This window comes from Burkholderia sp. LK4, assembly GCF_001043615.1.
In the GTDB taxonomy this organism is placed as follows: Bacteria; Pseudomonadota; Gammaproteobacteria; order Burkholderiales; family Burkholderiaceae; genus Burkholderia; species Burkholderia cepacia.
The window spans coordinates 1-23,132 of the sequence record NZ_LDUL01000026.1; the positions used below are offsets into that span (position 1 = coordinate 1).

The following is a 23,132-nucleotide window of genomic DNA, read 5'->3' on the forward strand; positions in this document are numbered from 1 at the left end:
GCGTGGGGGCCGGGCTCGGGCGGCGCCGATACGCGTGCGGCGCTGCGCGACGAGCTTGAAGTGAGTGCGCGCTCCGCAGGCGTGCCCGGCACGCAGGTCGATCCGACGGATCTGCCGAAGTAGCCATGGCGATACGTGGGAGGCGCAGCGTGTGGAGCCGGAAGCGGGTGCGCGCGCCGACTGATCTGCGGAAGTCGCGCCGGGTGTGCGTCCGGCCGCGCCGTTGCGGGCGGGCCGGACGCGCGGTGCATCACGTCACGCCAGTTCGCCCAGGCACGCGTCGAACTGCGCGACGAGCCGGTCGACATCGTCGGCCGTCGTCTGCGGACACACGAGCATCATGTTGTGGAACGGCGTGATCAGCACGCCGCGATTCAGCAGGTACAGGTGCACGATGTGCTCGAGTTCGCTGTCGAGTTGCGCGCCGGCGATCGTGCCGTTGCGCGGCGGCACGGGTGCGAACTGGAACTCGGTGCGCGCGCCGATACGCGTCACGCACCACGGCAACCCGTGTTTCGCGATCGCCTGTTCGAGCCCCGTCGCCAGCCGCGCGGCGAGTTCGAACATGTGCGCATACGCGGCGTCGGTCGCGACTTCGGCGAGCGTCGCGCGCATCACATGCATCGCGAGCATGTTCGCGGTGAGCGTCGTGCCGATGCCCGAATGGCCGGGCGGCGCGTTCAGCTTCGCCTGCTTCGCGCGTTCCGCGAATTCGGCGCTGAACCCGTACACCGCGCACGGCACGCCGCCCGCGATCGGTTTGCCGACCACCAGCATGTCCGCGTCGAGATCGTGCGCGACCGCGTAGCCGCCCGGGCCGCTGCTGATCGTGTGCGTCTCGTCGATCACGAGCAGCGTGCCGTAGCGGCGCGTCAGTTCGCGCGCTGCCGCCCAGAAGCCCGGGTCGGGCAGCACCATCCCGATGTTCGTCATCGCCGGCTCGGCCAGCACGCATGCCACGTCGCCATCCTTCAGCGCGGCTTCAAGCGCGGCCAGGTCGTTGAATTCGACGACGCGCGTGTTCGCGAGCAGGTCGTAGGATTGCCCGAGCAGGCTGTCGCGCTGCACCGGGCGGCCGTCGACGAGATCGACGAATACGTCGTCGACCGTGCCGTGATAACAGCCGTTGAACACGACGATCGTGTTGCGGCCGGTGGCCGCGCGCGCCCAGCGCAGCACGAAGCGGTTCGCGTCGCTGGCGCTCAATGCGAATTGCCAGACCGGCAGCTTGAAGCGGCGTGCGAGTTCGCGCGATACCCATGCGGCGTCTTCGCTCGGCAGCATCGTCGTATAACCGCGCGTAGCCTGTTCGACGAGCGCGCGGGCGACCGGTTCGGGCGCGTGGCCGAACATCGCGCCCGTATCGCCGAGGCAGAAATCCACGTAGCGATGGCCGTCGACGTCGGTGAACGTTGCGCCGCGCGCCTCCTTCACATACAGCGAGAACGGCGTCGACCAATCCTGCATCCAGTGCAACGGCACGCCGAACAGCAAGTGCTCGGATGCTTCCGCGGACAGGGCGCGGGAGACCGGCATGGCTTCGGTGAACGCTTGGCGCTCGCGATCGAACAGCGCGCGGGCGCGGATGAGGTCGACTCCGTGGCGGGAAGGCAAAGGCAGCTCCTGGGCTGTGAAGAAGGAGAAACGATAGCGCGGCCGGCAGGGGGCTGAACAGAGGCGGAATTACCGAGGCGGGTTGGGGACGGGCGGAAATTGGTGCGATCGACTCCCGTGTCCTATTTGATTCCGAGATGGCATTGGTGAATGGAATCCTGAAAGAACCGTGCAGGTTTCCATGGATTTTTAGTGGACGTTCCGTGACCTATCGTTATTGCATGCCGTGACGAGAGGAGCGCGTCGGAGCCTGATGCGTAAAGGCTGGCGATCGTATCCTGGCGGCGTACGAGATGGCATCCGCCGACTCGGCGCGTTCGCGTATGCGGCTGGGTATATCGAATTCCACGGGGATATTGCCGGCTAATTTTGGGATAAAAGAATCCCGGATTTTCCTGCGATGACGGAATCAGGTGCCCGAACGACAGCCATCCGGAAAACGGAGCACTCCAATGAAGATCGGAACACATCTCACCGCACTCGTCGTATGCGGCGCATTGGCCGGCATTGCCCACGCCGGCCCGACGTCGCCGCAAGCCGTCGTCAAGCGGATCACGTTGACCGCGCACATTGGTGACAGCCTGTTCGTTTCAAGCCCGGACAACGCCGCATACGACGTGGTCGAACTGACCGCGACGGATCGCGACCAGCGGGCCCTCGGCGCAACGCTGCCGATCCGCGTACGGACGACGAATCCCGACATCAACGTCACATTGCTGCAGCCGCTAAGGCTGTCGAATGGCCGCGACGACCTGACCAACGCGAAGGTCGTGCTGGCGGGCAGCGCGGCCGACGCCGAAATTACTGCCGACGCCGCTCGCGTGCTCACGCTGGGAAAGCGTGGGCAAGACGGCTTCGACGGTTATGACGAAACCCGTCAGGTGAAGGTCAGCGCGCAAGTGCGGGCTGCCGGCGACGCGGCGCCAGCCAATGGACGTTACCGTGGCGACATGGTGCTGATCTTCGAGCCGGCCGCCTCCGCAGGGCGCGAGCCGGCGACGGGAACGATCGCGGCGACGGGTGAGTGAGCAATCGATCCGGTGGGCATCGCTTGGCGCGCGTTTTTCAATAAAAGTTTTTGCGCATAAATATTCACAATATCTCGTCGGGGAGGCGCCGCCAGTAGTCGGCGCCGACGAACGAGACGATTGCCGGGCAGGCATGCCGGCATGCGCATGGGCGAGAAGGGGCGAGCGTTTGCGTCCGGGCGCGGCCGGCAAACGCGATCGCCAGACCGGACGCGTCAAGCCAGCGTCTTGACCATGTGGTGTTCGTCGTAGAACCGCCCGTCGACGAACAGCGAGCGCGGTTCCGTGCCGAACCGGACGAACCCCTGCGACGCATACAGCCGCTCCGCGTTGGCATTGACCTCGTTTACGCACAGCATCAGTTGCTTGCAGCCCCACGTCTGCGCCGCATGCGCGGTCGCGCTTTCGAGCAGCGTCTGCGCGATGCCCTGCCCGCGATAGGCGGGATCGACGAACACGCCCCAGATCGTCGCCTTGTGCGCGATCTTCGCGCGCGCATCGCGGCGCACGCCGGTGATGCCGACGAGCGTATCGCCGTCGAATGCGCCGAACACGGCACGTTCGTGGGTCGGCGTGATGCGTATCGCGAATTCGTCGACCGGCACCTGCGATTCTTCGTCGGGCGTCGGCAGGAAAGACGTGGGCGCGGTGTCGACCGCACGCAGGCGAACGGTCTGGAAACGGGCGGCGTCGGCCGCGTCGAGCAGGCGAGTCGTGATCGTCATCGAGGGGATTCCGGTTGAGGGGCGTGCATGCCGGCGCGGGCCGCTATGGCCGCTATGACCGATAGGGCCACGGAATGCATCGTACTAATCCTAATAGGAATCCGGATCGCGCGTGTCGGCGTTCCGCGTTCCGCGTATCGCTCGCCGCGGCCGCGCCGTTGCGTTCAGATCGCGTCGCGCGGCCGTCGCGCGTCGCCGTCGACGCAGCACGCGAGCACCTCGGCATCGGTGTCGCCGAGGCTCAGGTACACGTGCCCGACAGCGCTGTCGAAGTACAGGCTGTCGCCGGCGCCGAGCCGGTACGCGTGGCCGTTCTCGAAGCGCAGTTCCAGCTCGCCGCTCAGCACGAACACGAACTCCTCGCCGCTGTGCCGGATGTAGTCCGCGAAGTCCGACAGCTTGCGCGCATGGATCCGCCCGCGCACGGGCACCATCCGCTTGCCGGTCAGGTCGTTCGCGAGCATCCCGTACGCATAGTTCGGCGTGTCGTAGACCATCTGCTGGCCGGCCGGCGTGAACGACGGCGTCATCGCGCCGGCGGGCGCGGGCCGGCCGAACATCGTGTCGAAGTCGAGCGCGAGCGCATGCGTGAGCGCCGCGAACTTGTCGTAGGTGAGCGCAATGTCGCCGCGCTCGGCCTTCGAAATCGTCGACACCGCGATACCGGAACGCTCGGACAGTTGCGCGAGCGTCAGGCCGCGTGACTTGCGCGCGTCGCGCAGCCGCGCGCCGACTGTCTGGTGGTCGAGTTGCGGCGCGGTGTCGGTGGGCGGCGGAACGGGAACGGTGGATTTGGGCATGCGGATACAGGGCGCGACGTGAATACGGGTTTTGTCGTATACGAGAATAAATTTTCTCGTATATGATAATTTTCGTCGAAAGCGCCGACGGTCGGCGTGACGGCCACTCTAGCATCGGACGACGCGAAACTCGCGCGGCCGGTGCGGCCGGCCTGAACGACAGGTGCGCGACACGTGTACGAATCGTGTCCGAATCGGCACAGCTCGCCCGTGCGGCGGCGCCCCGATCCTGCGCACGCCAGCGGTCTTTCCCAGTCATTTTTTCCGGCCGGTCGCGGCCGGGCCCGTGAAGGTGCAATCCATGTCCAGTGAAATCAAACGTCTGCAGACCGGCGCACGCATGAGCCAGGTCGTGATCGCGAACGGCATCGTCCATCTGGCCGGCCAGGTGCCCGATACGGCCGGCGCGCCGATCGCCGTGCAGGCGACCGAAATCCTCACGCGCATCGACGCGCTGCTCGCGTCGGCCGGCGTCGACAAGACGCGCGTGCTCACGGCCAACGTATGGCTCAGCGACGCCGCGCATTTCGACGCGTTCAACGCGGTGTGGGACGCCTGGGTGCCGGCCGGCCACGCGCCGACCCGCGCGTGCGTGCAGGCGTTGCTGATGAAGCCCGGTCTCGACGTCGAGATCGCCGTGACCGCGCTCGCCTGACGCCGGCGCCGCCCGCCCGATGAGCCTCCCGATGACCTACGACACGCTCGTCCTGGGCGGCGGCATGATCGGCGTATCCGTCGCCGTTCACCTGCAGCAGCGCGGCCTGTCGGTCGCGCTCGTCGACCGCAAGGCGCCCGGCAACGAGACGTCGCTCGGCAACGCCGGGCTGATCCAGCGCGAAGGCGTGTACCCGTATGCGTTTCCGCGCGGCTTCGGCACGCTGCTGAAATACGCGTGCAACCGCTCGCCCGACGTCCGCTATCACGTCGGCGCGCTGCCGAAGCTGATCCCGTTCCTGTACCGCTACTGGCGCAATTCGCATCCGGCGCGCCATGCGGAGATCGCGCGCGCGTATGCGCCGCTGATCGAACATTGCGTGACCGAGCATCGCGCACTGATCGAAGCGTCCGGCGCCGGCGCACTGCTGCGCGAAGGCGGCTGGCTGAAGGTGTTCCGCACGGCCGCGACGCGCGATGCCGAGACGCGTGACGCCGAGCGCTGGCATGCCGAATACGGCGTGACCTTCGATGCGCTCGATGCGGCCGCGCTGCGCGACGCGGAACCGAACCTGAGCCGCGCGCTGATCGGCGCACTGCGTTACACGGGCTCCGATTCGATCAGCGATCCGAATGCACTCGTCACCGCCTATGCGCGCCGCTTCGAGCAACTCGGCGGCCGCATCGTGGCCGGCGACGCGCTGACGCTGTCGGCCGCGAACGGCTGGCGCGTCGATACCGCGCAAGGCCCGGTCGACGCGCGCGCGGCGGTCGTCGCGCTCGGGCCCTGGTCGGACCTGCTGTGCGAGCGGCTCGGCTACACGCTGCCGCTCGCGGTCAAGCGCGGCTATCACATGCACTACGCGCCGCGGCCGGGCGCGCGGCTGAACCGGCCCGTGCTCGACGCCGACAGCGGCTTCCTGATCACGCCGATGACGCGCGGCATCCGCCTGACGACCGGCGTCGAGCTCGGCCATCGCGACACGCCGCCGACGCCGTCCCAGCTTGCCGCCGTCGAACCGGTCGCGCGCGAGCTGTTTCCGCTCGGCGCGCGCGTCGACGGCACGCCGTGGCTCGGCCGCCGGCCCTGCACGCCCGACATGCTGCCCGTGATCGGCGCGGCGCCGCGCCACCGCGATCTGTGGTTCGCGTTCGGGCACGCGCATCACGGCTTCACGCTCGGCCCCGTGACCGGCCGGCTGATCGCCGACCTGATGACCGGCACGCAGCCGTTCGTCGATCCGGCGCCGTTTCGCGTCGAACGTTTTCTGCACGGGCGCTGAACCGGCGTCCGTGCGCTGCAGCAGGGCGGCCGGCACACGACGCCGGCCGCTCCGTCCAGCGGTCGGCCCATCCGGCTTGCCGCGACGATCAACGACTGGAGACGACATGCAACAGCACACGATGCGGCGCGAGCTCGGCGCGCGCCAGATTTCGTTCATGGCCCTCGGCATGGCCATCGGCGTCGGCCTGTTCCTGGGCTCGGCGTCCGCGATCAAGGCGGCCGGGCCCGGCGCGCTCGTCGCGTACCTGATCGGCGGCGCGATGATCTTCCTGATCATGCGCGCGCTCGGCGAGATGGCCGTGCACCGGCCGGTATCCGGCTCGTTCGGCGCGTATGCGTTCGAATACCTCGGGCCGTACGCCGGCTACGTGGTCGGCTGGAGCTACTGGCTGCTGATGGTCGGCGTCGGCGTCGCGGAGACGACCGCCATCGGCATCTACATGGGCTTCTGGTTTCCGGAGGTGCCGCAGTGGCTGTGGGTCGTGGCGGCGATCGCCGCGATCTCGGCGTTCAACCTGCTCAACGTGAAGGTGTACGGCGAGCTGGAGTTCTGGTTCGCGATCGTGAAGGTCGTGACGATCGTGCTGATGATCGCGGGCGGCGCGCTGATCGTGTTCACGGGGATCGGCCATCACGGCGAGCCGGTCGGTCTGTCGAACCTGTGGCGGCACGGCGGCGTGTTTCCGCACGGCGTGCTCGGGGTCGTGAGCGCGCTGCCGATCGTCGCATATTCGTTCGCGGGCGTCGAGATGATCGGCCTCACGGCCGGCGAGGCGCGCGAGCCGCAGAAGATGATCCCGCGCGCGATCAACTCGGTGCTGTGGCGCATCCTGATCTTCTACGTCGGCGCGCTGTTCATCATCATGGCGCTGTATCCGTGGCACGAGCTCGGCGAGCACGGCAGCCCGTTCGTGACGACGTTCGAATCTCTCGGGCTGCAGCAGGCGGCCGGCATCGTCAACTTCGTGGTCGTGACGGCCGCGCTGTCGAGTTTCAACTGCATCGTGTTCAGCGGCGCGCGCATGCTGTCGAGCATGGCCGGCAACGGCCTCGCGCCCGCGTCGTTCGCGGCGCTGAGCGCCAGCGGGTCGCCGTCGCGCGCGGTGCGGGCGACCGTGCTGTTCATGTCGGTCGGCGTGGTGCTGAACTACGTGATGCCCGCGCGCGTGTTCGGCTGGCTGATGTCGTTCCTGTCGTTCGACGTGGCCGTGATCTGGGCAATGATCGTGCTGACGCACATGCGGTTCCGGCGCGTGCTGGCCGCGCGCGGCGAGACGGTCGCGTTCCGCCTGCCGTACGCGCCGGTCACGTCGTGGATCTGTCTCGTGTTCGTCGCGTTCGTGTTCGTGATGCTCGGCGTCGATCCGTCGACGCGCGGGTCGCTGTATGCCGGTGCGGCGGTGATGGTGGTGATGACGATCGTCTACCGGCGGTCGCGGCATCTGCAGGCAGCCGCGCGGTCGACGCGGGTCGGGCTCGGGGTCGAGCGGGTGTGACGGCCAGGCGCGCGGGCGCGGATGTCGGAGTGCGAGTGGTGGCGCGGTCGTGCGCCGGGCGCGCTGAAGGCGGATGCCGGCGCGTGCGTCATGTGCGCCGCGCCGGCACGAAGGATGAGGATGGGGTGAAGCAGGTACGCCGTCGCGCCGAACCGGCCGCGACGTCAAACGCGCGACGATGCGCCCGATCAGGTCAGGCGCACCGCATCCGAATCAATACCGCGCCAGCTGGTTGCCGTTGATCTGCACGCGATCGCCCGGCCGGAGGTTGCCCGGCGATTGCACGTCGAACGAGCGCATCGTGCCGTCGCTGACCTGCACGTCGATCCGGTAGCTGCTCGGACCTTGCGCGGCCCCCATCTGCTGGCCGATCTGGTTGCCGGCCACCGCGCCGCCGAGCGCACCGATCACGGTTGCCGCGTCGCGGCCGTGACCGCGGCCGAACTGGTTGCCCACCAGGCCGCCGACCAGCGCACCGACGACGGTGCCGGCCACGCCCGACGGGCCGACCGAACCGTTGACCGGCTGGATGTTCGAGACCGTGCCGTACTGCGTGCCGTAGCCGTTGCCGTATTGCTGCTGATTGCCGTACTGGTCATACGGCTGCGACCCGTATTGCTGCGGGTTGCCATACTGGTCGTACGGTTGCGGCGCCTGGTTCGGATACGGCTGTTGCTGCTGCACGTAGCCCGGTTGCGAATACGCGGGCTGCGCGTAGCCGGGCGTCGCGTATTGCTGTTGCTGCGGATACCCCGGCTGCGCGCCGTAGTAACCCGGCGCGACGCAGGCGGTCAGCGGAAGCGCCGCGACGGCGACGAGCGAGGCGAACAGAACGGTCTTCGTGGAAGGCATGCGCATCATGATGATTCCTGCATCGGCAACGGGTTCGCCGACGAATGCCAGGACGGGTGGCGAACTCGGCGTGAGTATAAGGAATGGCGGGTGGCGCGTCCGGTGCGGCCGGGTAACAACGTGTAAAGTCTGTTGCCGCGTAAATCGCCGCCCGGGCGGGGCGATCGCGCAATGCGCGGCGAGGGCGGCGGCGCCCGTTCGGCAACTGCGATGACGCGGATCGACAGCGGTCCGGCGGCCTGTCCTGCGAGGCAGTCGGCCCCTCGATGCCGGCGCGCGAAGCGTCGGCTTCGGCGACGTCACCCGACGGGCCGTCGTGATGCGGCCGTCGCCGACGAGATCGGACCCCGCAGCCGCACGTGGCTGGCGCGGCGTTTGCGCCGCGCATCGCGAAATCGAATGCGCGGCATCGCGACATTTAATTGGCCTCTGCCGGCGCCGTCCGATATCGTGGCCGGATTCCCTGCCAACGGTCGCGCCGGGCCGGCTGCGGTGCCTTCCCCTGTCCGCGCCGGCGACGTGCCGCGACCGCCCCACATTCCGAGCCATGACCGATCGTATCTTCATCAACGCCGTCGATGCCGGCGGCCAGCCCATCAACCTCGTCGTCCGTGACGGCCGCTTTGCCGCGATCGGCGCCGATCGTGCGGCGGCGCCCGGCGCGGAAACGATCGACCTCGACGGCTGCGTCGTGCTGCCCGGTTTCGTCGATGGTCATATCCACCTCGACAAGAGCTTCGTCGGCGATCGCTGGGTGCCGCACGAAACGGTCGGCACGCTGCGCGAGCGGCTCGCGGTCGAGAAGCGCCAGCTCGCGGCCGCGCCGCCGATCGTCGAGCGCGCGAATGCGCTGATCGCGCAGGCCGCCGCGTTCGGCACGGTCGCGATGCGCAGCCACGTCGACGTCGATGCGACGACGGGCCTGTCGAACCTGCAGGCCGTGATGGCCGCGCGCGAGCAATGGCGCGGCATCGTCGACATCGAACTCGTCGCGTTCCCGCAGGCCGGCGTCGTCACGTGCCCCGGCACCGCGGAGATCCTCGACGCAGCGGTGCGCGAGGGCGCGGACGTGGTCGGCGGGATCGACCCGACGACACTCGACGGCGACGCGGACGGCCAGCTCGACATCGTGTTCGGCATCGCCGAGAAGCGCGGCGCGAAGATCGACATCCACCTGCACGAGCCGGGCGAGACGGGCATCGCGCAACTGCTGCGGATCGCGGCGCGCACGCGCGCGGCGGGGCTCGGCGGGCGCGTGAACGTGAGCCATGCGTACGCGCTCGGCCAGGTGAGCGACGACGACGTGCGGCGCACCGCGGCGGCACTGGCCGAAGCCGGCGTGTCGATCCTGACGAATGCGCCGGGCGACTGCGCGTTTCCGCCGGTACAGCCGCTGCGCGACGCGGGCGTGCAGGTGATCGCGGGCAACGACAATATCCGCGACGCATGGTGGCCGTACGGCAACGGTGACATGCTGCAGCGCGCGATGATGGTCGGCTATCGATCGGGCTTCTACACCGACGAAGCGCTCGGCACCGCGCTCGACATGGCGACGCATGCCGGCGCGCGCATGATCGGCAAGGAGAACTATGGAATCGCTGTCGGCTGCGACGCGACGTTCGTCGCGGTGCGTGCGCCGAATGCGGCGGCGGCCGTCGCGGGCGTGCCGGCCGAGCGCTGGGTGTTTCGCCGCGGCGAAAGCGACACGGGCGCGCCGTTCGCCCCTGCGCTGCGCTTCACGCGCTGACCGGCCTGGCCGACCTGAGCGGCGGCACGGCACGCGCCGTGCCCCGTTGCACTGACTGTACCGACCGCACTGACTGCACTGACTGACCACACCGGAACCGACATGACGAACCTGCTGATCCGCAACGTCCGCCCGAGCGCCGACGCCGCGCTCGACATCCTGATCGAAGGCGATCGCATCGCGCGCATCGGCCCGTCGCTCGACGCACCCGCCGGCTGCGCGATCGAGGACGGCGCGGGGGCGCTCGCGCTGCCCGGCCTCGTCGAAGGCCATACGCACCTCGACAAGACGCACTGGGGGATGCCGTGGTATCGCAACCAGGTCGGCCCGCGCCTCGTCGACCGGATCGAGAACGAGCGCCACTATCGCGCGACGAGCGGCCACGACGCCGGCGTCGCGTCGCTCGCGCTGGCGCGTGCATTCCTCGCGGCCGGCACGACGCGTATCCGCACGCACGTCGACATCGATACCGAAGCCGGGCTGCGGCATCTGCACGGCGTGCTCGCGACACGCGAGACGCTGCGCGGGCAGGTTGAAATCCAGATCGTCGCGTTTCCTCAATCGGGCGTGCTCAAGCGGCCGGGCACCGACGCACTGCTGTCCGACGCGCTCGCCGCCGGCGCCGATCTGCTCGGCGGGCTCGACCCGTGCGCGATCGAAGGCGATCCGGTCGAGGCGGTGGACGTGCTGTTCGCGATCGCCGAACGCCATGGCCGCGGGCTCGACCTCCACCTGCACGAGCGCGGCTCGATGGGCGCGTATTCGCTCGGCCTGATCCTGCAGCGCACGGCGGCGCACGGCATGCAGGGCAAGGTGACGATCAGCCACGGGTTCTGTCTGGGCGATATCGCCGAACGCGAGCGCGATGCGCTGCTTGCCCGGATGGCGGCACTCGGCGTCGGGCTCGTCACGACCGCGCCGGCGGCGGTGCCCGTGCCGCCGGTGGCCGCGTGCCGTGCGGCGGGCGTGACGGTCATCGGCGGCAACGACGGCGTGCGCGATACGTGGACGCCGTACGGGTCGCCCGACATGCTCGAACGCGCGATGCTGATCGGCATGCGCAACGATTTCCGCCGCGACGACGCGCTCGAGGTCGCGCTCGACTGCGTGACGCACGGCGCGGCGCGCGGTTGCGGCTTCGACGGTTACGGGCTGCAGCCGGGCAGCCGCGCGGACGTCGTGCTGGTCGACGCGCTGACGTTCGCCGAGGCCGTCGTCGCACGGCCGGTGCGGCGGCTCGTCGTGTCGTCGGGGAAGATCGTGGCGCGTAACGGCGCGCTGGTCTGAGTGAAACCCGGGCGAAGCATCGCCCCGGTATGATCCGGTTTTCAGCCGGATTACCCGGGAGAAGACGATGCGACGCACGACCGCGGCACGGGCCGCACGATGGATGGCGGCGGCCCTGTTCGCCGTGAGTGCCGCGCATGCGATGGCGGCCGGGCCGACGGATGCACGAACGGACGCGCAGCAGGAAGCGAACCGGCGCACGGTGCTCGCGTTCTATGAAAAAGGCCTGAACGAGAAGGATGCCGACGCCGCACTCGCGTATGTCGGCGATCGTTACGTGCAGCACAACCCGAACGCGGCCGACGGCCGCGACGGCTTCCGCCAGTTCGTCGCGTTCCTGCGCGACAAGTATCCGCGGTCGCACAGCGAGATCAAGCGCTCGTTCGTCGACGGCGACTACGTGATCCTGCACGTGCACGCGGTGCGCGAACCCGGCACGCGCGGCAGCGCGATCATGGACATCTTCCGGCTCGAGAACGGCAAGATCGTCGAGCACTGGGACGTCAATCAACTCGTGCCCGAGCAGGCCGCGAACGGGAACACGATGTTCTGACGGGGATCGGGCGCGCGGACGTGCCGACGCGCCCGCGATCGCGTCGCATCGGCCGTGCCGGCGGCGTCGCGGCGTCCGCCCGCTTGCCGCATCCGGCTTTCTCTTTTCTACTGCTCCTCGTGCTCCAGCATGGCCGCGAGCGCCTTCGTCAGTTCGCTGACCATCGGGTCGGCCGTCGGCCGATGCAGGATCGCGATGTCCATGTGTTCGATCGGCGCGAAACCCTCCTTCGCGGTCAGCACGACGTGTTCGTCCGTCACCACGCGCGCGGGCAGCACGCTGATGCCGAGCCCGTCGGCGACGGCGGCCTGGATGCCGCTCAGGCTCGACGTCGTGAAGCTGATCCGCCAGCGGCGGCCGCGCTCCTCGATCGCCTTGATCATGTCGTCGCGATAGAGCCCGCGCGGCGGAAACACGACGATCGGCACCGGGTCGAGATCGATCGACGGATGCGCCGCGCTGTCGATCCAGCGCAGCTTCTCGGGCCAGCGCACGACGGCCTCGCGGCTGTCGCGGCGCTGCTTGATCAGCACGAGGTCGAGCTCGCCACGATCGTACGCCGCGCTGATGTCGCGGCTCAGTCCGCACATCACCTCGAGCTTCACTTGCGGATGCTCGCGCTTGAATGCCGCGAGCGCATGCGTCGTGCGGCCCGCTGCGAAATCGTCGGGCACGCCGAGCCGGATCGTCAGCGCGACCGTCGCACCCGACAGCGCTTCCAGCATCTCGTCGTTCAGCGCGATCATGCGACGCGCATAGCTGAGCACCGTCACGCCCGCGTCGGTCGGCCGCACGTCGCGCGTGCCGCGGTCGAGCAGGCGGTGCCCGGCGATTTCCTCGAGCCGGCGCACCTTCTGGCTGACCGTCGACTGCGTCGAATGCAGGCGCGCGGACGCCGTCGTGAAGCTGCCGCAGTCGGCGACCATCACGAGCGCGCGCAGCAGGTCGAGGTCGAACAGGGGTCTATTCATTTCTGCACTTTTGCGGATTCGAACATTTCATTTTCAAATGCGTGCGACGACTTTTAACATGACCGGACGCTGCGGACAATCGCGGTTTCGCCGGACCCGGCGCGGCGTCGTGTGGCGCCACGGGGGCGCGTGATGCATCGCATCGGCCGTGCTTCGGCGTGCGCGGCAGGCCAGGAGGACACTGGATGTTTTTCAAACGGATCGCAATCGTCGGCTCGTTTGCGTTGACCACGCTCACGTCGGCCGTGGCCGCCGCCGACGGCGGCGCGCTCGAGGGCAGGTTGCGCAGCGCGGCCGACCGGGGCGACGTGGGCGAACTGCGGCTGCTGCTCGAACGCGGCGCGCAGATCGATTCGCGCGACGGGCAGGGGCGCACCGCGCTGCTGATCGCGACACACGGCAATCGCGTCGAGGCGGCGCGCGTGCTGATCGACGCGGGCGCGGACGTCAACGCGAAGGACGCGATCCAGGACAGCCCGTATTTGTATGCCGGTGCGCGCGGTTATCTCGACATCCTGCGGCTGACGCTCGCGCACGGCGCGGACCTGCGCAGCACGAACCGCTATCGCGGCACCGCGCTGATTCCGGCGGCGGAGCGCGGCCATGTGGAGACGGTGCGCACGCTGATCGACGCGGGCGTGAACGTCGACCACGTGAACCGGCTCGGCTGGACTGCGCTGCTGGAGGCGATCATGCTCGGCGACGGCAGCGAGCGTTATGTGCGGATCGTGCAGTTGCTCGTCGACGGGCACGCGAACGTCAATCTGGCGGACTCGAACGGTGTGACGCCGCTGCAGCATGCGCGGCGGCGCGGGTATGCGGCGATCGAGCGGGTGCTGGTGGGGGCGGGGGCGCGGTAACGCTTAGCGGCGGCGTGACTTTTGTTCGGGCGTGCCGCCGGGAAGTTTGCGCAGGAATGCTTCGGCCAGTTCGACGCAATAGTCGAACGACGGCGTGTAGCCGAGTGTCTGGATGTCGTCGAAACGCGACTTGACGAAGGTACGATGCTCGTTGAGCAGACGCAAAAACGTATCGCGATGTCGAACGAGAAATGCCCCTGCTTGCATCAGGCTGTCCGGTTCTCGCTCGATGACCAGACACAAATCGAACAGGTCCCGCGCGGTCGGGCGATCGCCACGGTGCCACATTTTCTTGGCGACGATTTCCGCGGAAGTCTCGACCTTGACGACGTGATCCATCAGCATCCATTCGTCGTAGCCGGGAGACATTAGATTTCGGGAGACTACGAAGTCGATTTCGCCGTCGGGCAGTACCAGTTTCACGAAACCAGCATGTTCTTCGTAGTCCGTCGTGATGTCGGATGCGGCGTCGCTGATGCGGGGATTCACGTACCCGAGATATTGTGGGTCGGGTACAAAGATGTCGACGTCCTTGCTCACGCGATGGCCATGGCGCAGCATGAGAACCGTGCCTCCGCCGAACGTCCAGAACGGATTCGACGTGCCGTGCTTGCGTATCTCGTCAACCAGCGTCACTGCGTGACGAAAAAGGCCTTGCCACGGGCCGTCAGGCAACGCGGATGGTGCGGTCATGCCCATACCTCCCGATACAGGTGAAGATCCTTCGACCATGCCGCGAGGTTTTTCCAGATGGTCCGAAGCGGGGTGCCCGAGCGTTCGGCGGCTTCCTCTGCCGCCTTCACCACGACAGGTAACGGCACCTCGTCGAGGATGACGGAGAACTGTGACTCGTATCCTTCCGGAATGTGTCCAGTGGTCAACGCGTCGGCCAGCAGGCGTTCGGTCAATTCACCCTTGTAGCTGACGTTCGCGCTCACGACGGCCTTGTAGAGGCCGTTATGGGCCTGTCGCGGCAATGCCAGAAGTTCGATGCCGAGCACGCTGAGCAACGGGATCAGCTTGTTGATTCCGAGATCCTTGACTTTGCCGGCTTCGAGCTGGTTGACGGTGAACCGAGACAGCCCGGCGAGCTTGGCAAGCTGGGCCTGCGTGAGATCGAGTTCCGCCCTCCGTTTCGCAACGGCCTGACCGATTTCATAGAGTTGCACGTTGACCTCCCGGCGCAGATTCAATACGCTTGAATGTAAAGTATATCTTACATGTCCGGATGGCTTATTGTCTCTGAGAACGCCTGGGGCGGTATAGGACGCATCGCCAACGCCACTGGATCGGGATCGGGCGATACCTGTATAGACATCGCTATTTCTCGGATATCCGGAAAAACACGCTCTGTTGCTGGTGTGCGTCTCGCAGGGTAAACACCCGAAAACCGCGAAAATCCTCGCCATTCAGGCTTGTTTCGCGCGCGATATCTGTCTTCTCGCTTCCACCCGGCCTTAAGCCGCCCATCCCGTCTTCCCCCGCTTGCGCTCAAAAATTGAGCGGTCTAGACTGCATCGCAGTTTCATCGAAGTCCCAGTCGTTCGCGCACCGCCCCCCACCGGACGCCGGCGCTTGCGCGCCGCGTCGAGACCATCAAGGACACGCCATGAACCGCACTGCAAAGCTTCTCGTTACCGCGCTGGCGTTCGCGCCGCTCGTGTCGTTCGCGCAGGACACGTCGACGATCCGCTGGGGCATCGACCCCACGTATCCGCCGTTCGAGGCGAAGCAGCCCGACGGCTCGCTCGCCGGCTTCGACATCGACCTGCGCAATGCGATCTGTGAGCAGCTGCGTGCAAAGTGTGTCTGGGTCGAGCAGGGCTTCGACGGGATGATTCCGGCGCTGCGCGCGCGCAAGTTCGACGTGATCATGTCCGCGATGACGGCCACCGACGAGCGGCTCAAGCAGATCGACTTCTCGAACAAGCTGTATGCGTCGCCGGGCGCGCTCGTCGCGCCGGTCGGCTCGAAGCTGCTGCCGACCGCCGCGTCGCTCGCGGGCAAGCGCGTCGGGATCGACCAGGGCACGACGCAGGAGGCGTACGCGAAAGCCGAATGGGCGACCAGGGGCGTGACGATCGTCTCGTACCAGAACCAGGACCAGGTGTACCAGGATCTCGTCAACGGCCGCCTCGACGCGACCTTCCAGGACAAGACGCAGGCCGGCTATTCGTTCCTGAAGACGCCGCGCGGCAAGGGCTATGCGTTCGCGGGCCCCGACGTGACCGACGTGCGGATCACCGGCTACGGCGTCGCGATGGGCGTGCGCAAGGGCGACGACGCGATGAAGAAGCGGCTGAACGACGCGATCGTCGCGATCCGCGCGAACGGTACGTACCAGAAGATCGCCGCGAAATATTTCGACTTCGACATCTACGGTGCGAAGCAGCAGCTGACTTCGGCACCGTGATTCGGTGACTCCGCAATTCATTCAATCGACAGGCACACCATGACGAGTATCGAGGATCGCGTCGCGCAAGCCGTGACGCCCGAACTGATCGCCGCGTTCCGCGAGGAAGGTGCGGTCTGCATCAAGGGCATCTTCTCGCCCGACGAGGTCGCCGCGCTGCGCGCCGGCATCGACGCGAATCTCGCGCAGCCGAGCCCGCGCGCGAAAGTCGCGAGCCGGCCCGACGATCCGGGCTGGTTCTTCGAGGATTTCTGCAACTGGCAGCACAACGACGCGTATCGCGACTTCATCGTGCGCTCGCCCGCGCCGTCGGTGGCCGCCGCGCTGATGGGCACGGAGAACGTGCGGCTCCATCACGACCACCTGCTCGTGAAGGAGCCCGGCACGCGGCAGCGCACACCGTGGCACCAGGACCAGCCGTACTACAACATCGAGGGCGACGACAACGTCAGCATGTGGATTCCGGTCGATCCGGTGCCGCTCGAATCGACGCTGGAATTCGTCGCGGGCTCGCATCGCGGGCCGTGGCTGATGCCGCGCACGTTCATGGACAAGGAAGCGAAGTGGTTTCCGGAAGGCAGCCTCGCGGACCTGCCCGACATCGAAAGCGACCGCGCGGCCTTCCCGATCCGCCATTGGGCGCTCGAGCCCGGCGACATGGTGTGCTTCCGGATGCTCACGCTGCACGCGTCGGGCGGTACGCAGAACCGTCGGCGCGCGTTCTCGATCCGCTTCGTCGGCGACGATATTCGTCACGCGCCGCGCCGCTGGAAGACGTCGCCCGATTTCCCCGGGCTCGCGGAGCAACTGCCCGATGGCGCACCGCTCGATCACCCGCTGTTTCCGGTCGTGTGGTCGCGTGGCGCGGGGCAGGCCGGCGCGCTCTGACACCGGCGGGCGGGCATGAACGACGCGGCGGCCGTTTTCTGACGAAACGGCCGCTGCACGCTTTTGTGCGGGTCGGGATGTGACGAAGGGTGTGTGACGAAGGATCAGGTCGGGTGGCGCCCGGCGCCCGGCTTGAAGCGCGAGCCGAGCCGGTAGCGGTTGCCCGGATGCAGGAAGTGCACGAACGTGACGGGCAACCCGTTCGTCCAGGTGCGGCGCGTGAGCGTGAGGCACGGCTCGTCGGCGCGCATGTCGAGCAGCCGCGCCTGTTCGCCGGTCGGCAGCGACGCATCGACCACGTGCTCGATTTCCAGTTCGTAGTGCGACACGTTGTTGTACAGGTACTCGGACGGCGGTTCGACCTGGAAATCCTGGTCGATGAAACCGGGCGCGGCGGCCGGGTTCACGTAGCGATCCTCGAGCTGGATCGGGCGGCCGTTTTCCTCGTGCACGCACACCACGTGAAAAACCGGCGTATTGACCGGCAGGCCGAACGCGGCCGCGACGTCGAACGACGCGGGCTCGCTCGACTGGCTCAGCACGCGGCAGCGGTATTCGTGCCCGCGCGCACGGATTTCGTCGCGGATGTGCGCGATCATCAGCAGGTTCGACTGCGGCTTCACCTCGGCGACGAACGTGCCGACGCCCGCGATGCGCTTCAGCACGCCTTCCTCGGTCAGCTCGCGCAGCGCGCGGTTGACCGTCATGCGTGCGACGCCGAACTGCGCGGCGAGATCGAGCTCGGACGGAATGCGGTCGCCGGGGCGCCAGTCGCCCGAGTCGACGTTCTGTCGAACGAGCGTCTTGATCTGCTGGAACGGTGCGGTGGCCTTCGTGACCATCGGGGGATCCTTGCGCGAAGAGGTGGCGAGGCTAGTCGTCGTGACTGACGATGACCAGGATCTCCGCCTGCGCGGCGCCGAGGCTGCGCGTGCGGTGCGGGATGAGTGCGTTGAAATAGACTGAATCGCCGGTCTTGAGTTGCACCGTCTCGTTCGGGAATTCGATTTCGACGCGCCCCTTGTGCACGAACAGGAATTCCTCGCCTTCGTGCTCGCGGAACGTCGATGCGACGAATTCGTGCGGCGGATGCACGACGAACGGCAGCATCTTCTTCGGCGCGACGCCGGCCGCGATGCTCTCGAAGCGGTGTGCGTGGCTGTCGGCCGCCGCGCCCATCGCCGTGCGCTCGCCGGCGCGCGTGACCGTGATCAGCTCGCGGTTGCGGCTTTCCGAGAACAACTGTTCGACATCGACATTCAGTGCCTTCGACAGCTTCAGCGCGACCGCGATCGACGGCACGCTCAGGCCGCGCTCGACTTTCGACAGGTAGCTCTTGGTGAGGCCCGTCTCGTCGGCCAGCACATCGAGCGTCCAGCCCTTCTGTTTTCTGAGCAGCTTCAGGCGAATCGTCATGGGGCGCCAGGTGTCCTTCGAAAAACCGATTGTAACGCATGACACAAAGTGTCCTGTGGTGTATCGTGTGTCACGTATTCCCGGGAAAGCGGCGCGGACGGCGCGACCGACCCGGTCCATTCAGGAGGTGAACATGGCGGAAACGCTGAATCTGACGAAGGAGGCGCTGGTCGCCCTGGCGGAGCGGCGTCTCGACAACGAGGTGGGCGACAGCGGCTGGTCCGCGCGGCAGAAGCTCGCGCTCACGTGCCGGATCCTGTTCGACGCCGGCCACGATTCCGGCCTGGCCGGGCAGATCACCTGCCGCGCGGGCGACGCCGGCACGTATTACACGCAGCGGCTCGGGCTCGGTTTCGACGAGATCTCGGCCGCGAACCTGCTGCGCGTGAACGAGGATCTCGACGTCGTCGACGGCGAAGGCATCCCGAATCCGGCCAACCGGTTCCATACGTGGATCTATCGCGAGCGCCCGGACGTGAACTGCATCATCCATACGCATCCGGCGCATGTCGCGGCGCTGTCGATGCTCGAGCAGCCGCTCGTCGTGTCGCACATGGATACCTGCCCGCTGTACGACGATTGCGCGTTCCTGAAGGACTGGCCCGGCGTGCCGGTCGGCAACGAGGAGGGCGAGATCATCTCGAAGGCGCTCGGCAGCAAGCGAGCGATCCTGCTGTCGCATCACGGCCAGCTCGTGGTCGGCAAGACGATCGAGGAAGCGTGCATCCTCGCGCTGCTGATCGAGCGGGCCGCGAAGCTGCAACTGCTCGCGATGGCGGCCGGCGAGATCAGGCCGGTGCCGCCGGCGCTGGCGCGCGAAGCGCACGACTGGATTTCGAAGCCGAAGCGCGACGCGGTGACCTTCGACTACTACGCGCGCAGGGCATTGCGCACGCATCGGGACTGCGTCGCGTGAGCGGGCGATTCGCCGCCGCCTCGCCCGACCATCACTGAGGATTACTATCGTGTCCATCCTGCTGAAAGGCATCATTGCCTACCCGGTTACACCGTTCTCCGCCGACGGCGGCGTCGACCTCACGGCGCTCGATGCGCTGATCGAGCGCCTGATTGCCGACGGCGTCCACGCGATCGCGCCGCTGGGCAGTACCGGCGAGAGCGCGTACCTGTCCGACGCCGAATGGGAGGCGGTCGCCACCGCGTCGATCCGCGCGGTGCGCCGGCGCGTGCCGACCGTCGTCGGCATTTCCGATCTCACCACGGCGGGCGCGGTGCGCCGCGCGCGCTTCGCCGAGCAGGCCGGCGCCGATGCGGTGATGGTGCTGCCGGTGTCGTACTGGAAGCTCGGTCACGACGAGATCGTCGCGCACTATCGCGCGATCGGCGCCGCCATCGGCATCCCGATCATGCTGTACAACAACCCCGCGACGAGCGGCGTCGACATGTCGCCCGACCTGATCGCGACGATCTGCCGGACCGTCGACAACGTGACGATGGTGAAGGAGAGCACGGGCGACATCGGGCGGATGCACCGTCTCGCGCAACTGAGCGACGGCGCGATTCCGTTCTACAACGGCAGCAACCCGATGGCGCTTGCCGCACTCGCGGCAGGCGCGGCCGGATGGTGCACGGCTGCGCCGAACCTGAATGCGGCGTTGCCGCTGGCGCTGTTCGACGCGATGCGCGCGGGCGACCTGGCGCGCGCACGGGCGGTTTTTCAGGCGCAGCTGCCGCTGCTGCAGTTCATCGTCAACGGTGGCTTGCCGGTGACCGTGAAGGCCGGGCTGCGCCTGTGCGGCTTCGATGCCGGCGAACCGAGGAAACCGCTGATGCCGCTCGGCGACGCGCGTACACGCGAACTCGAACGCCTGCTCGCGGCATTGCCTGACGGTGTGACGACATGAGCGACGCGGCACGGCCGGCGATCTCGGCCGTTATCGGCGCGGTGCGGATCGGCGCGAGCCGGCCGCTGGCGGGTACGCCGCACGCCAGCGCGATCGACAAGCAGCCGGTCGGATCGCGCTTGTGGCTGGGCGCGCTCGGCTTTGCCGGCGACGAGCAGGCCGATGCGCGGCATCACGGCGGCCCCGACAAGGCGGTGCACCACTATGCGCACGATCACTACGCATGGTGGGCTGCGCAGATCGGCGCGCGCGACGTGCTCGCGCAACCGGGTGCGTTCGGCGAGAACCTGTCGACGCACGGCGTGACCGAGCACGACGTGTGTCTCGGCGACGAGTTCACGCTCGGCGGCGCCGTGCTTCAGGTGTCGCAGTCGCGGCAGCCGTGCTGGAAGCTCAACGCGCGCTTCGATCATCCGCGGATGGCCGCGCTCGTGCAGCAAAGCGGCCGGACCGGCTGGTATTACCGCGTGCTGCAGGCGGGCTGGGTGGCGCCGGGCGACGTGCTGGCGCTGCAGCGGCGCGTCTATCCGCAATGGACACTGTCGGCGGTGCTCGACGTGCTGTACCGGCGCACGCTCGACATGGCCGCGCTCGACGCGCTGTGCGAGGTCCCGATACTGCCGGCCGGCTGGCGCAAGCTGCTCGACAGGCGCCGGGCGGAGCGGCAGGTCGAAGACTGGACGAAGCGGCTCGAAGGACGTTGACGTTCGGCGTGGCTCAGTGGCCCGGCAGTTCCCGCACGTCGGCGGTCGGTACCGAGCCGAACGCATCGCTCAGTGCATAGCCGATCAACTGCCGCGCGGCCGCCTCGGGCGTCGCGAGCGCGCCGCTCGACTTCAACTGGTCGAATTTCTCGCGCATCGGGAAGTTGTCTTCGCTCGTCGAGCGGATCGTTGCCTGCATGCCCGTGTCGACGACGCCCGGCGCGACGCTGCAGATCCGCAACGCGCGGTTCGCGTCGAGCGCGACCGCGCGCGCATGGTGATCGAGCGCGGCCTTGGTCGCGCAGTAGACGCTCCAGCCTGCGTACGCGTTGCGCGCCGCGCCGCTCGATACGTGCAGGATCCGGCATTCGGTCGTGGCCGATGCCGCTTGCGCGAGCGCGGCCGACAGCATCAGCGGCGCCGCGACGTTCACGCCGACCGCGCGCGCGACGATCGCCGGATCCTGCGCGGCGAGCGGGCCGATCGGATCGACGATGCCCGCGTTGTTGAACAGCAGCACGATCGACGCGCCGTCGACGAAGCGGCGCAGCGTGTCGCCGGCCAGCCATGCCGCGACGGCCGGCGTGTCCGACAGGTCGAGTTCGATTTCGGTGAATCGGTCGCCGGCTTGCGACGCGAGCGTCGGATGACGGCTGCGCGACACGCCCAGCACGGCGATGCCTTCCAGCAGCAGCTGGTCGGCGAGCGACGCGCCGAGGCCGCGCGTGTGTCCGGTGACGATGGCGCGCACGTGCGGTGCGGAAGAGGATGCGGTCATGGCGGTGAGCGGGTCGAAGGGGTGAATGGATGAGCGGATGAGCGGCGTCGACGGGCGACGCGCATGCATGGCGGCATGGCGTGCGGGACGGGCGATGCGTGGTGATGCGTGCGAAAGCGCTCGCGCGGCGCCGCGGACGTCGGGGTGACGCATATCGTAGCGCCGGCATGCGTGTCGCGCAAACGCCGCCGCGTGCGAGGCGGCGGAATCGCCGTCACGGCGCGCATCCGTCGCCGCGCGGCGACGGCCGGCAGGCAGGGCGGGCGAAAGCCGGCTGCGGCAAGTGCGCGCGCCGGCGCGGCGAGCGGCACCGGGCCATGCGTCGCGAGCTATCATATGGCTCGCCCGTGCGCGATGCCGGACGGGCCGCGACTGTTTCCCTTCACCTGCTGCACGCTGCGACGCCACTCATGACCACCACGCCGGATACGCCCACGCCACGCGCCCTTCGCGAACTCACGCCCCTCGAGGCCCGCATTCTCGGTGTGCTCGTCGAGAAACAGCACACGGTGCCGGACACCTATCCGCTGTCGCTGAATGCGCTGACCGCGGGCTGCAACCAGAAAACCGCGCGCTCGCCGGTGATGAACGTCAGCGAGGACGAAGTCACGACCGCGCTCGACGGGCTGAAGCACCTGAGCCTCGTGATGGAAGGCAGCAGCAGCCGCGTGCCGCGTTTCGAGCACAACGTGAACCGCGTGCTCGGCATCCCGAGCCAGGCGATCGCGCTGCTGACGATCCTGCTGCTGCGCGGCCCGCAGACGGCCGCCGAACTGCGCCTGAACAGCGCGCGCCTGCACGGTTTCGCGGATATCTCGTCGGTCGAGGCGTTCCTCGACGAACTCGCGGCGCGCGCGCAGCCGCTCGTCGTCCGGTTGCCGCGTGCGCCGGGCGCGCGCGAGAACCGCTGGATGCACCTGATGTGCGGCGAAGTGAACGTGGCCGACTTCGCGGGTGCGGATTCTGGCGGGGCGGATTCCGTGCCGCCTTCGGAATTCGAAGCGCTGAAGGCTGAACAGAAGCGCCTCGCGGATGAAGTGGCGCGACTGAATGCGCTGGTTCTGCGGATGGCCGGCGAGCTTGGCATCGACGTCGACGCGCAAGGCGACGCGTCCTGACACGAGCGACTGCGGTTCATGCGCCCTCGCCCGGCCCGGTCGTCACGCGGCCGGGCGGGGGCGCGACGCGGATAGCGCCGG

The 23,132-nt window shown here is 68.0% G+C and carries 24 protein-coding genes; 14 read left to right on the forward strand and 10 right to left on the reverse strand.

From position 1 onward, the window contains the following. Positions 1-255: 255 nt before the first annotated feature. On the reverse strand, positions 256-1,614 hold the full coding sequence (locus VK92_RS13335; RefSeq protein ID WP_048023739.1) for an aspartate aminotransferase family protein: 1,359 nt from the start codon (positions 1,612-1,614) through the stop codon (positions 256-258). A gap of 413 nt (positions 1,615-2,027) precedes the next feature. Between VK92_RS13335 and VK92_RS13340 the strand changes: the two genes are divergently transcribed. After that, a complete protein-coding gene (locus tag VK92_RS13340; RefSeq protein ID WP_231600606.1) occupies positions 2,028-2,642 on the forward strand; it encodes a hypothetical protein in 615 nt (204 codons plus the stop codon). Between the two features lie 215 nt (positions 2,643-2,857). Here the strand turns inward: VK92_RS13340 and VK92_RS13345 are convergent, their stop codons facing one another. Further along, complete coding sequence (locus VK92_RS13345) at positions 2,858-3,367, reverse strand: GNAT family N-acetyltransferase (protein ID WP_048023743.1); 510 nt, start codon at positions 3,365-3,367, stop codon at positions 2,858-2,860. A 164-nt stretch (positions 3,368-3,531) separates the two neighbouring features. Further along, the gene (locus VK92_RS13350) at positions 3,532-4,167 is read right to left on the reverse strand and encodes a helix-turn-helix domain-containing protein (RefSeq protein WP_048023746.1); all 636 of its coding nucleotides are present in this window, start codon (positions 4,165-4,167) and stop codon (positions 3,532-3,534) included. Between the two features lie 301 nt (positions 4,168-4,468). Between VK92_RS13350 and VK92_RS13355 the strand changes: the two genes are divergently transcribed. From VK92_RS13355 to VK92_RS13365, 3 genes are all read left to right on the forward strand, one after another. Next, entirely contained in the window at positions 4,469-4,822 is a 354-nt protein-coding gene (locus VK92_RS13355) for a RidA family protein (protein ID WP_042974203.1), read from the forward strand. A gap of 31 nt (positions 4,823-4,853) precedes the next feature. Then, the gene (locus VK92_RS13360) at positions 4,854-6,104 is read left to right on the forward strand and encodes an NAD(P)/FAD-dependent oxidoreductase (RefSeq protein ID WP_048023845.1); all 1,251 of its coding nucleotides are present in this window, start codon (positions 4,854-4,856) and stop codon (positions 6,102-6,104) included. 106 nt (positions 6,105-6,210) lie between these two features. Next, positions 6,211-7,602: an amino acid permease gene (locus tag VK92_RS13365; RefSeq protein ID WP_048023748.1), complete on the forward strand. Its 1,392-nt coding sequence runs from the start codon at positions 6,211-6,213 to the stop codon at positions 7,600-7,602. A 213-nt stretch (positions 7,603-7,815) separates the two neighbouring features. Here VK92_RS13365 and VK92_RS13370 read toward each other — a convergent pair whose 3' ends face one another. Beyond that, a complete protein-coding gene (locus VK92_RS13370) occupies positions 7,816-8,463 on the reverse strand; it encodes a glycine zipper 2TM domain-containing protein (RefSeq protein WP_021158654.1) in 648 nt (215 codons plus the stop codon). 538 nt (positions 8,464-9,001) lie between these two features. Here VK92_RS13370 and VK92_RS13375 point away from each other — a divergent pair. The 3 genes from VK92_RS13375 to VK92_RS13385 all read left to right on the forward strand — a co-directional run bounded on the left by VK92_RS13375 (position 9,002) and on the right by VK92_RS13385 (position 12,041). After that, the gene (locus VK92_RS13375) at positions 9,002-10,201 is read left to right on the forward strand and encodes an amidohydrolase family protein (protein ID WP_048023751.1); all 1,200 of its coding nucleotides are present in this window, start codon (positions 9,002-9,004) and stop codon (positions 10,199-10,201) included. A gap of 102 nt (positions 10,202-10,303) precedes the next feature. Continuing rightward, entirely contained in the window at positions 10,304-11,488 is a 1,185-nt protein-coding gene (locus VK92_RS13380) for an amidohydrolase family protein (RefSeq protein ID WP_048023752.1), read from the forward strand. Positions 11,489-11,555: 67 nt separating this feature from the next. Further along, complete coding sequence (locus VK92_RS13385; RefSeq protein WP_048023753.1) at positions 11,556-12,041, forward strand: nuclear transport factor 2 family protein; 486 nt, start codon at positions 11,556-11,558, stop codon at positions 12,039-12,041. A gap of 107 nt (positions 12,042-12,148) precedes the next feature. Here the strand turns inward: VK92_RS13385 and VK92_RS13390 are convergent, their stop codons facing one another. Further along, positions 12,149-13,012: a LysR family transcriptional regulator gene (locus VK92_RS13390; protein WP_048023755.1), complete on the reverse strand. Its 864-nt coding sequence runs from the start codon at positions 13,010-13,012 to the stop codon at positions 12,149-12,151. 185 nt (positions 13,013-13,197) lie between these two features. Between VK92_RS13390 and VK92_RS13395 the strand changes: the two genes are divergently transcribed. Further along, on the forward strand, positions 13,198-13,872 hold the full coding sequence (locus VK92_RS13395; protein WP_021158657.1) for an ankyrin repeat domain-containing protein: 675 nt from the start codon (positions 13,198-13,200) through the stop codon (positions 13,870-13,872). A 3-nt stretch (positions 13,873-13,875) separates the two neighbouring features. On the opposite strand, the gene VK92_RS13400 is transcribed toward VK92_RS13395, so the two are convergent. Both VK92_RS13400 and VK92_RS13405 read right to left on the reverse strand, forming a co-directional pair. After that, a complete protein-coding gene (locus VK92_RS13400) occupies positions 13,876-14,565 on the reverse strand; it encodes a nucleotidyl transferase AbiEii/AbiGii toxin family protein (RefSeq protein WP_021158658.1) in 690 nt (229 codons plus the stop codon). Next, positions 14,562-15,041, reverse strand: a complete 480-nt coding sequence (locus VK92_RS13405; protein WP_048023846.1) for a helix-turn-helix domain-containing protein — start codon at positions 15,039-15,041, stop codon at positions 14,562-14,564. Before VK92_RS13405 ends, VK92_RS13400 begins: the two co-directional genes overlap by 4 nt. A gap of 440 nt (positions 15,042-15,481) precedes the next feature. Between VK92_RS13405 and VK92_RS13410 the strand changes: the two genes are divergently transcribed. Both VK92_RS13410 and VK92_RS13415 read left to right on the forward strand, forming a co-directional pair. After that, positions 15,482-16,285: an ABC transporter substrate-binding protein gene (locus VK92_RS13410; protein ID WP_048023756.1), complete on the forward strand. Its 804-nt coding sequence runs from the start codon at positions 15,482-15,484 to the stop codon at positions 16,283-16,285. Positions 16,286-16,324: 39 nt separating this feature from the next. Beyond that, positions 16,325-17,173 carry a phytanoyl-CoA dioxygenase family protein gene (locus VK92_RS13415; protein WP_048023758.1) on the forward strand — a complete coding sequence of 283 codons (849 nt, stop codon included), beginning with the start codon at positions 16,325-16,327 and terminating at the stop codon, positions 17,171-17,173. Between the two features lie 104 nt (positions 17,174-17,277). On the opposite strand, the gene hutC is transcribed toward VK92_RS13415, so the two are convergent. After that, positions 17,278-18,015: a histidine utilization repressor gene (hutC, locus tag VK92_RS13420; protein ID WP_048023760.1), complete on the reverse strand. Its 738-nt coding sequence runs from the start codon at positions 18,013-18,015 to the stop codon at positions 17,278-17,280. Between the two features lie 31 nt (positions 18,016-18,046). After that, complete coding sequence (locus VK92_RS13425) at positions 18,047-18,589, reverse strand: helix-turn-helix domain-containing protein (protein WP_021158662.1); 543 nt, start codon at positions 18,587-18,589, stop codon at positions 18,047-18,049. Between the two features lie 133 nt (positions 18,590-18,722). Between VK92_RS13425 and VK92_RS13430 the strand changes: the two genes are divergently transcribed. The 3 genes from VK92_RS13430 to VK92_RS13440 are packed head-to-tail and all read left to right on the forward strand — an operon-like array spanning position 18,723 to position 21,155. Further along, the gene (locus VK92_RS13430) at positions 18,723-19,505 is read left to right on the forward strand and encodes an aldolase (protein WP_048023762.1); all 783 of its coding nucleotides are present in this window, start codon (positions 18,723-18,725) and stop codon (positions 19,503-19,505) included. Positions 19,506-19,554: 49 nt separating this feature from the next. Next, positions 19,555-20,451: a dihydrodipicolinate synthase family protein gene (locus VK92_RS13435; RefSeq protein WP_048023763.1), complete on the forward strand. Its 897-nt coding sequence runs from the start codon at positions 19,555-19,557 to the stop codon at positions 20,449-20,451. After that, a complete protein-coding gene (locus tag VK92_RS13440; protein WP_048023765.1) occupies positions 20,448-21,155 on the forward strand; it encodes an MOSC domain-containing protein in 708 nt (235 codons plus the stop codon). The genes VK92_RS13435 and VK92_RS13440 overlap by 4 nt, the downstream gene beginning before the upstream one ends. 13 nt (positions 21,156-21,168) lie before the next feature. On the opposite strand, the gene VK92_RS13445 is transcribed toward VK92_RS13440, so the two are convergent. Next, the gene (locus tag VK92_RS13445; protein ID WP_048023766.1) at positions 21,169-21,933 is read right to left on the reverse strand and encodes an SDR family oxidoreductase; all 765 of its coding nucleotides are present in this window, start codon (positions 21,931-21,933) and stop codon (positions 21,169-21,171) included. 410 nt (positions 21,934-22,343) lie between these two features. On the opposite strand from VK92_RS13445, the gene VK92_RS13450 reads away from it, so the two are divergent. Beyond that, positions 22,344-23,051 (forward strand): YceH family protein, encoded by a 708-nt coding sequence (locus VK92_RS13450; protein ID WP_048023768.1) that lies wholly within the window; start codon positions 22,344-22,346, stop codon positions 23,049-23,051. Positions 23,052-23,132 lie beyond the last annotated feature (81 nt).

Coding starts and splice junctions, on each gene's coding strand:
- VK92_RS13445 (WP_048023766.1), bottom strand. CDS start 21,933: ATGACCGCATCCTCTTCCGCACCGCACGTGCGCGCCATCGTCACCGGA.
- VK92_RS13440 (WP_048023765.1), top strand. CDS start 20,448: ATGAGCGACGCGGCACGGCCGGCGATCTCGGCCGTTATCGGCGCGGTG.
- VK92_RS13370 (WP_021158654.1), bottom strand. CDS start 8,463: ATGATGCGCATGCCTTCCACGAAGACCGTTCTGTTCGCCTCGCTCGTC.
- hutC (WP_048023760.1), bottom strand. CDS start 18,015: ATGGTCACGAAGGCCACCGCACCGTTCCAGCAGATCAAGACGCTCGTT.
- VK92_RS13390 (WP_048023755.1), bottom strand. CDS start 13,012: ATGAATAGACCCCTGTTCGACCTCGACCTGCTGCGCGCGCTCGTGATG.
- VK92_RS13395 (WP_021158657.1), top strand. CDS start 13,198: ATGTTTTTCAAACGGATCGCAATCGTCGGCTCGTTTGCGTTGACCACG.
- VK92_RS13375 (WP_048023751.1), top strand. CDS start 9,002: ATGACCGATCGTATCTTCATCAACGCCGTCGATGCCGGCGGCCAGCCC.
- VK92_RS13345 (WP_048023743.1), bottom strand. CDS start 3,367: ATGACGATCACGACTCGCCTGCTCGACGCGGCCGACGCCGCCCGTTTC.
- VK92_RS13410 (WP_048023756.1), top strand. CDS start 15,482: ATGAACCGCACTGCAAAGCTTCTCGTTACCGCGCTGGCGTTCGCGCCG.
- VK92_RS13350 (WP_048023746.1), bottom strand. CDS start 4,167: ATGCCCAAATCCACCGTTCCCGTTCCGCCGCCCACCGACACCGCGCCG.
- VK92_RS13415 (WP_048023758.1), top strand. CDS start 16,325: ATGACGAGTATCGAGGATCGCGTCGCGCAAGCCGTGACGCCCGAACTG.
- VK92_RS13385 (WP_048023753.1), top strand. CDS start 11,556: ATGCGACGCACGACCGCGGCACGGGCCGCACGATGGATGGCGGCGGCC.
- VK92_RS13425 (WP_021158662.1), bottom strand. CDS start 18,589: ATGACGATTCGCCTGAAGCTGCTCAGAAAACAGAAGGGCTGGACGCTC.
- VK92_RS13430 (WP_048023762.1), top strand. CDS start 18,723: ATGGCGGAAACGCTGAATCTGACGAAGGAGGCGCTGGTCGCCCTGGCG.
- VK92_RS13360 (WP_048023845.1), top strand. CDS start 4,854: ATGACCTACGACACGCTCGTCCTGGGCGGCGGCATGATCGGCGTATCC.
- VK92_RS13450 (WP_048023768.1), top strand. CDS start 22,344: ATGACCACCACGCCGGATACGCCCACGCCACGCGCCCTTCGCGAACTC.
- VK92_RS13380 (WP_048023752.1), top strand. CDS start 10,304: ATGACGAACCTGCTGATCCGCAACGTCCGCCCGAGCGCCGACGCCGCG.
- VK92_RS13400 (WP_021158658.1), bottom strand. CDS start 14,565: ATGACCGCACCATCCGCGTTGCCTGACGGCCCGTGGCAAGGCCTTTTT.
- VK92_RS13365 (WP_048023748.1), top strand. CDS start 6,211: ATGCAACAGCACACGATGCGGCGCGAGCTCGGCGCGCGCCAGATTTCG.
- VK92_RS13355 (WP_042974203.1), top strand. CDS start 4,469: ATGTCCAGTGAAATCAAACGTCTGCAGACCGGCGCACGCATGAGCCAG.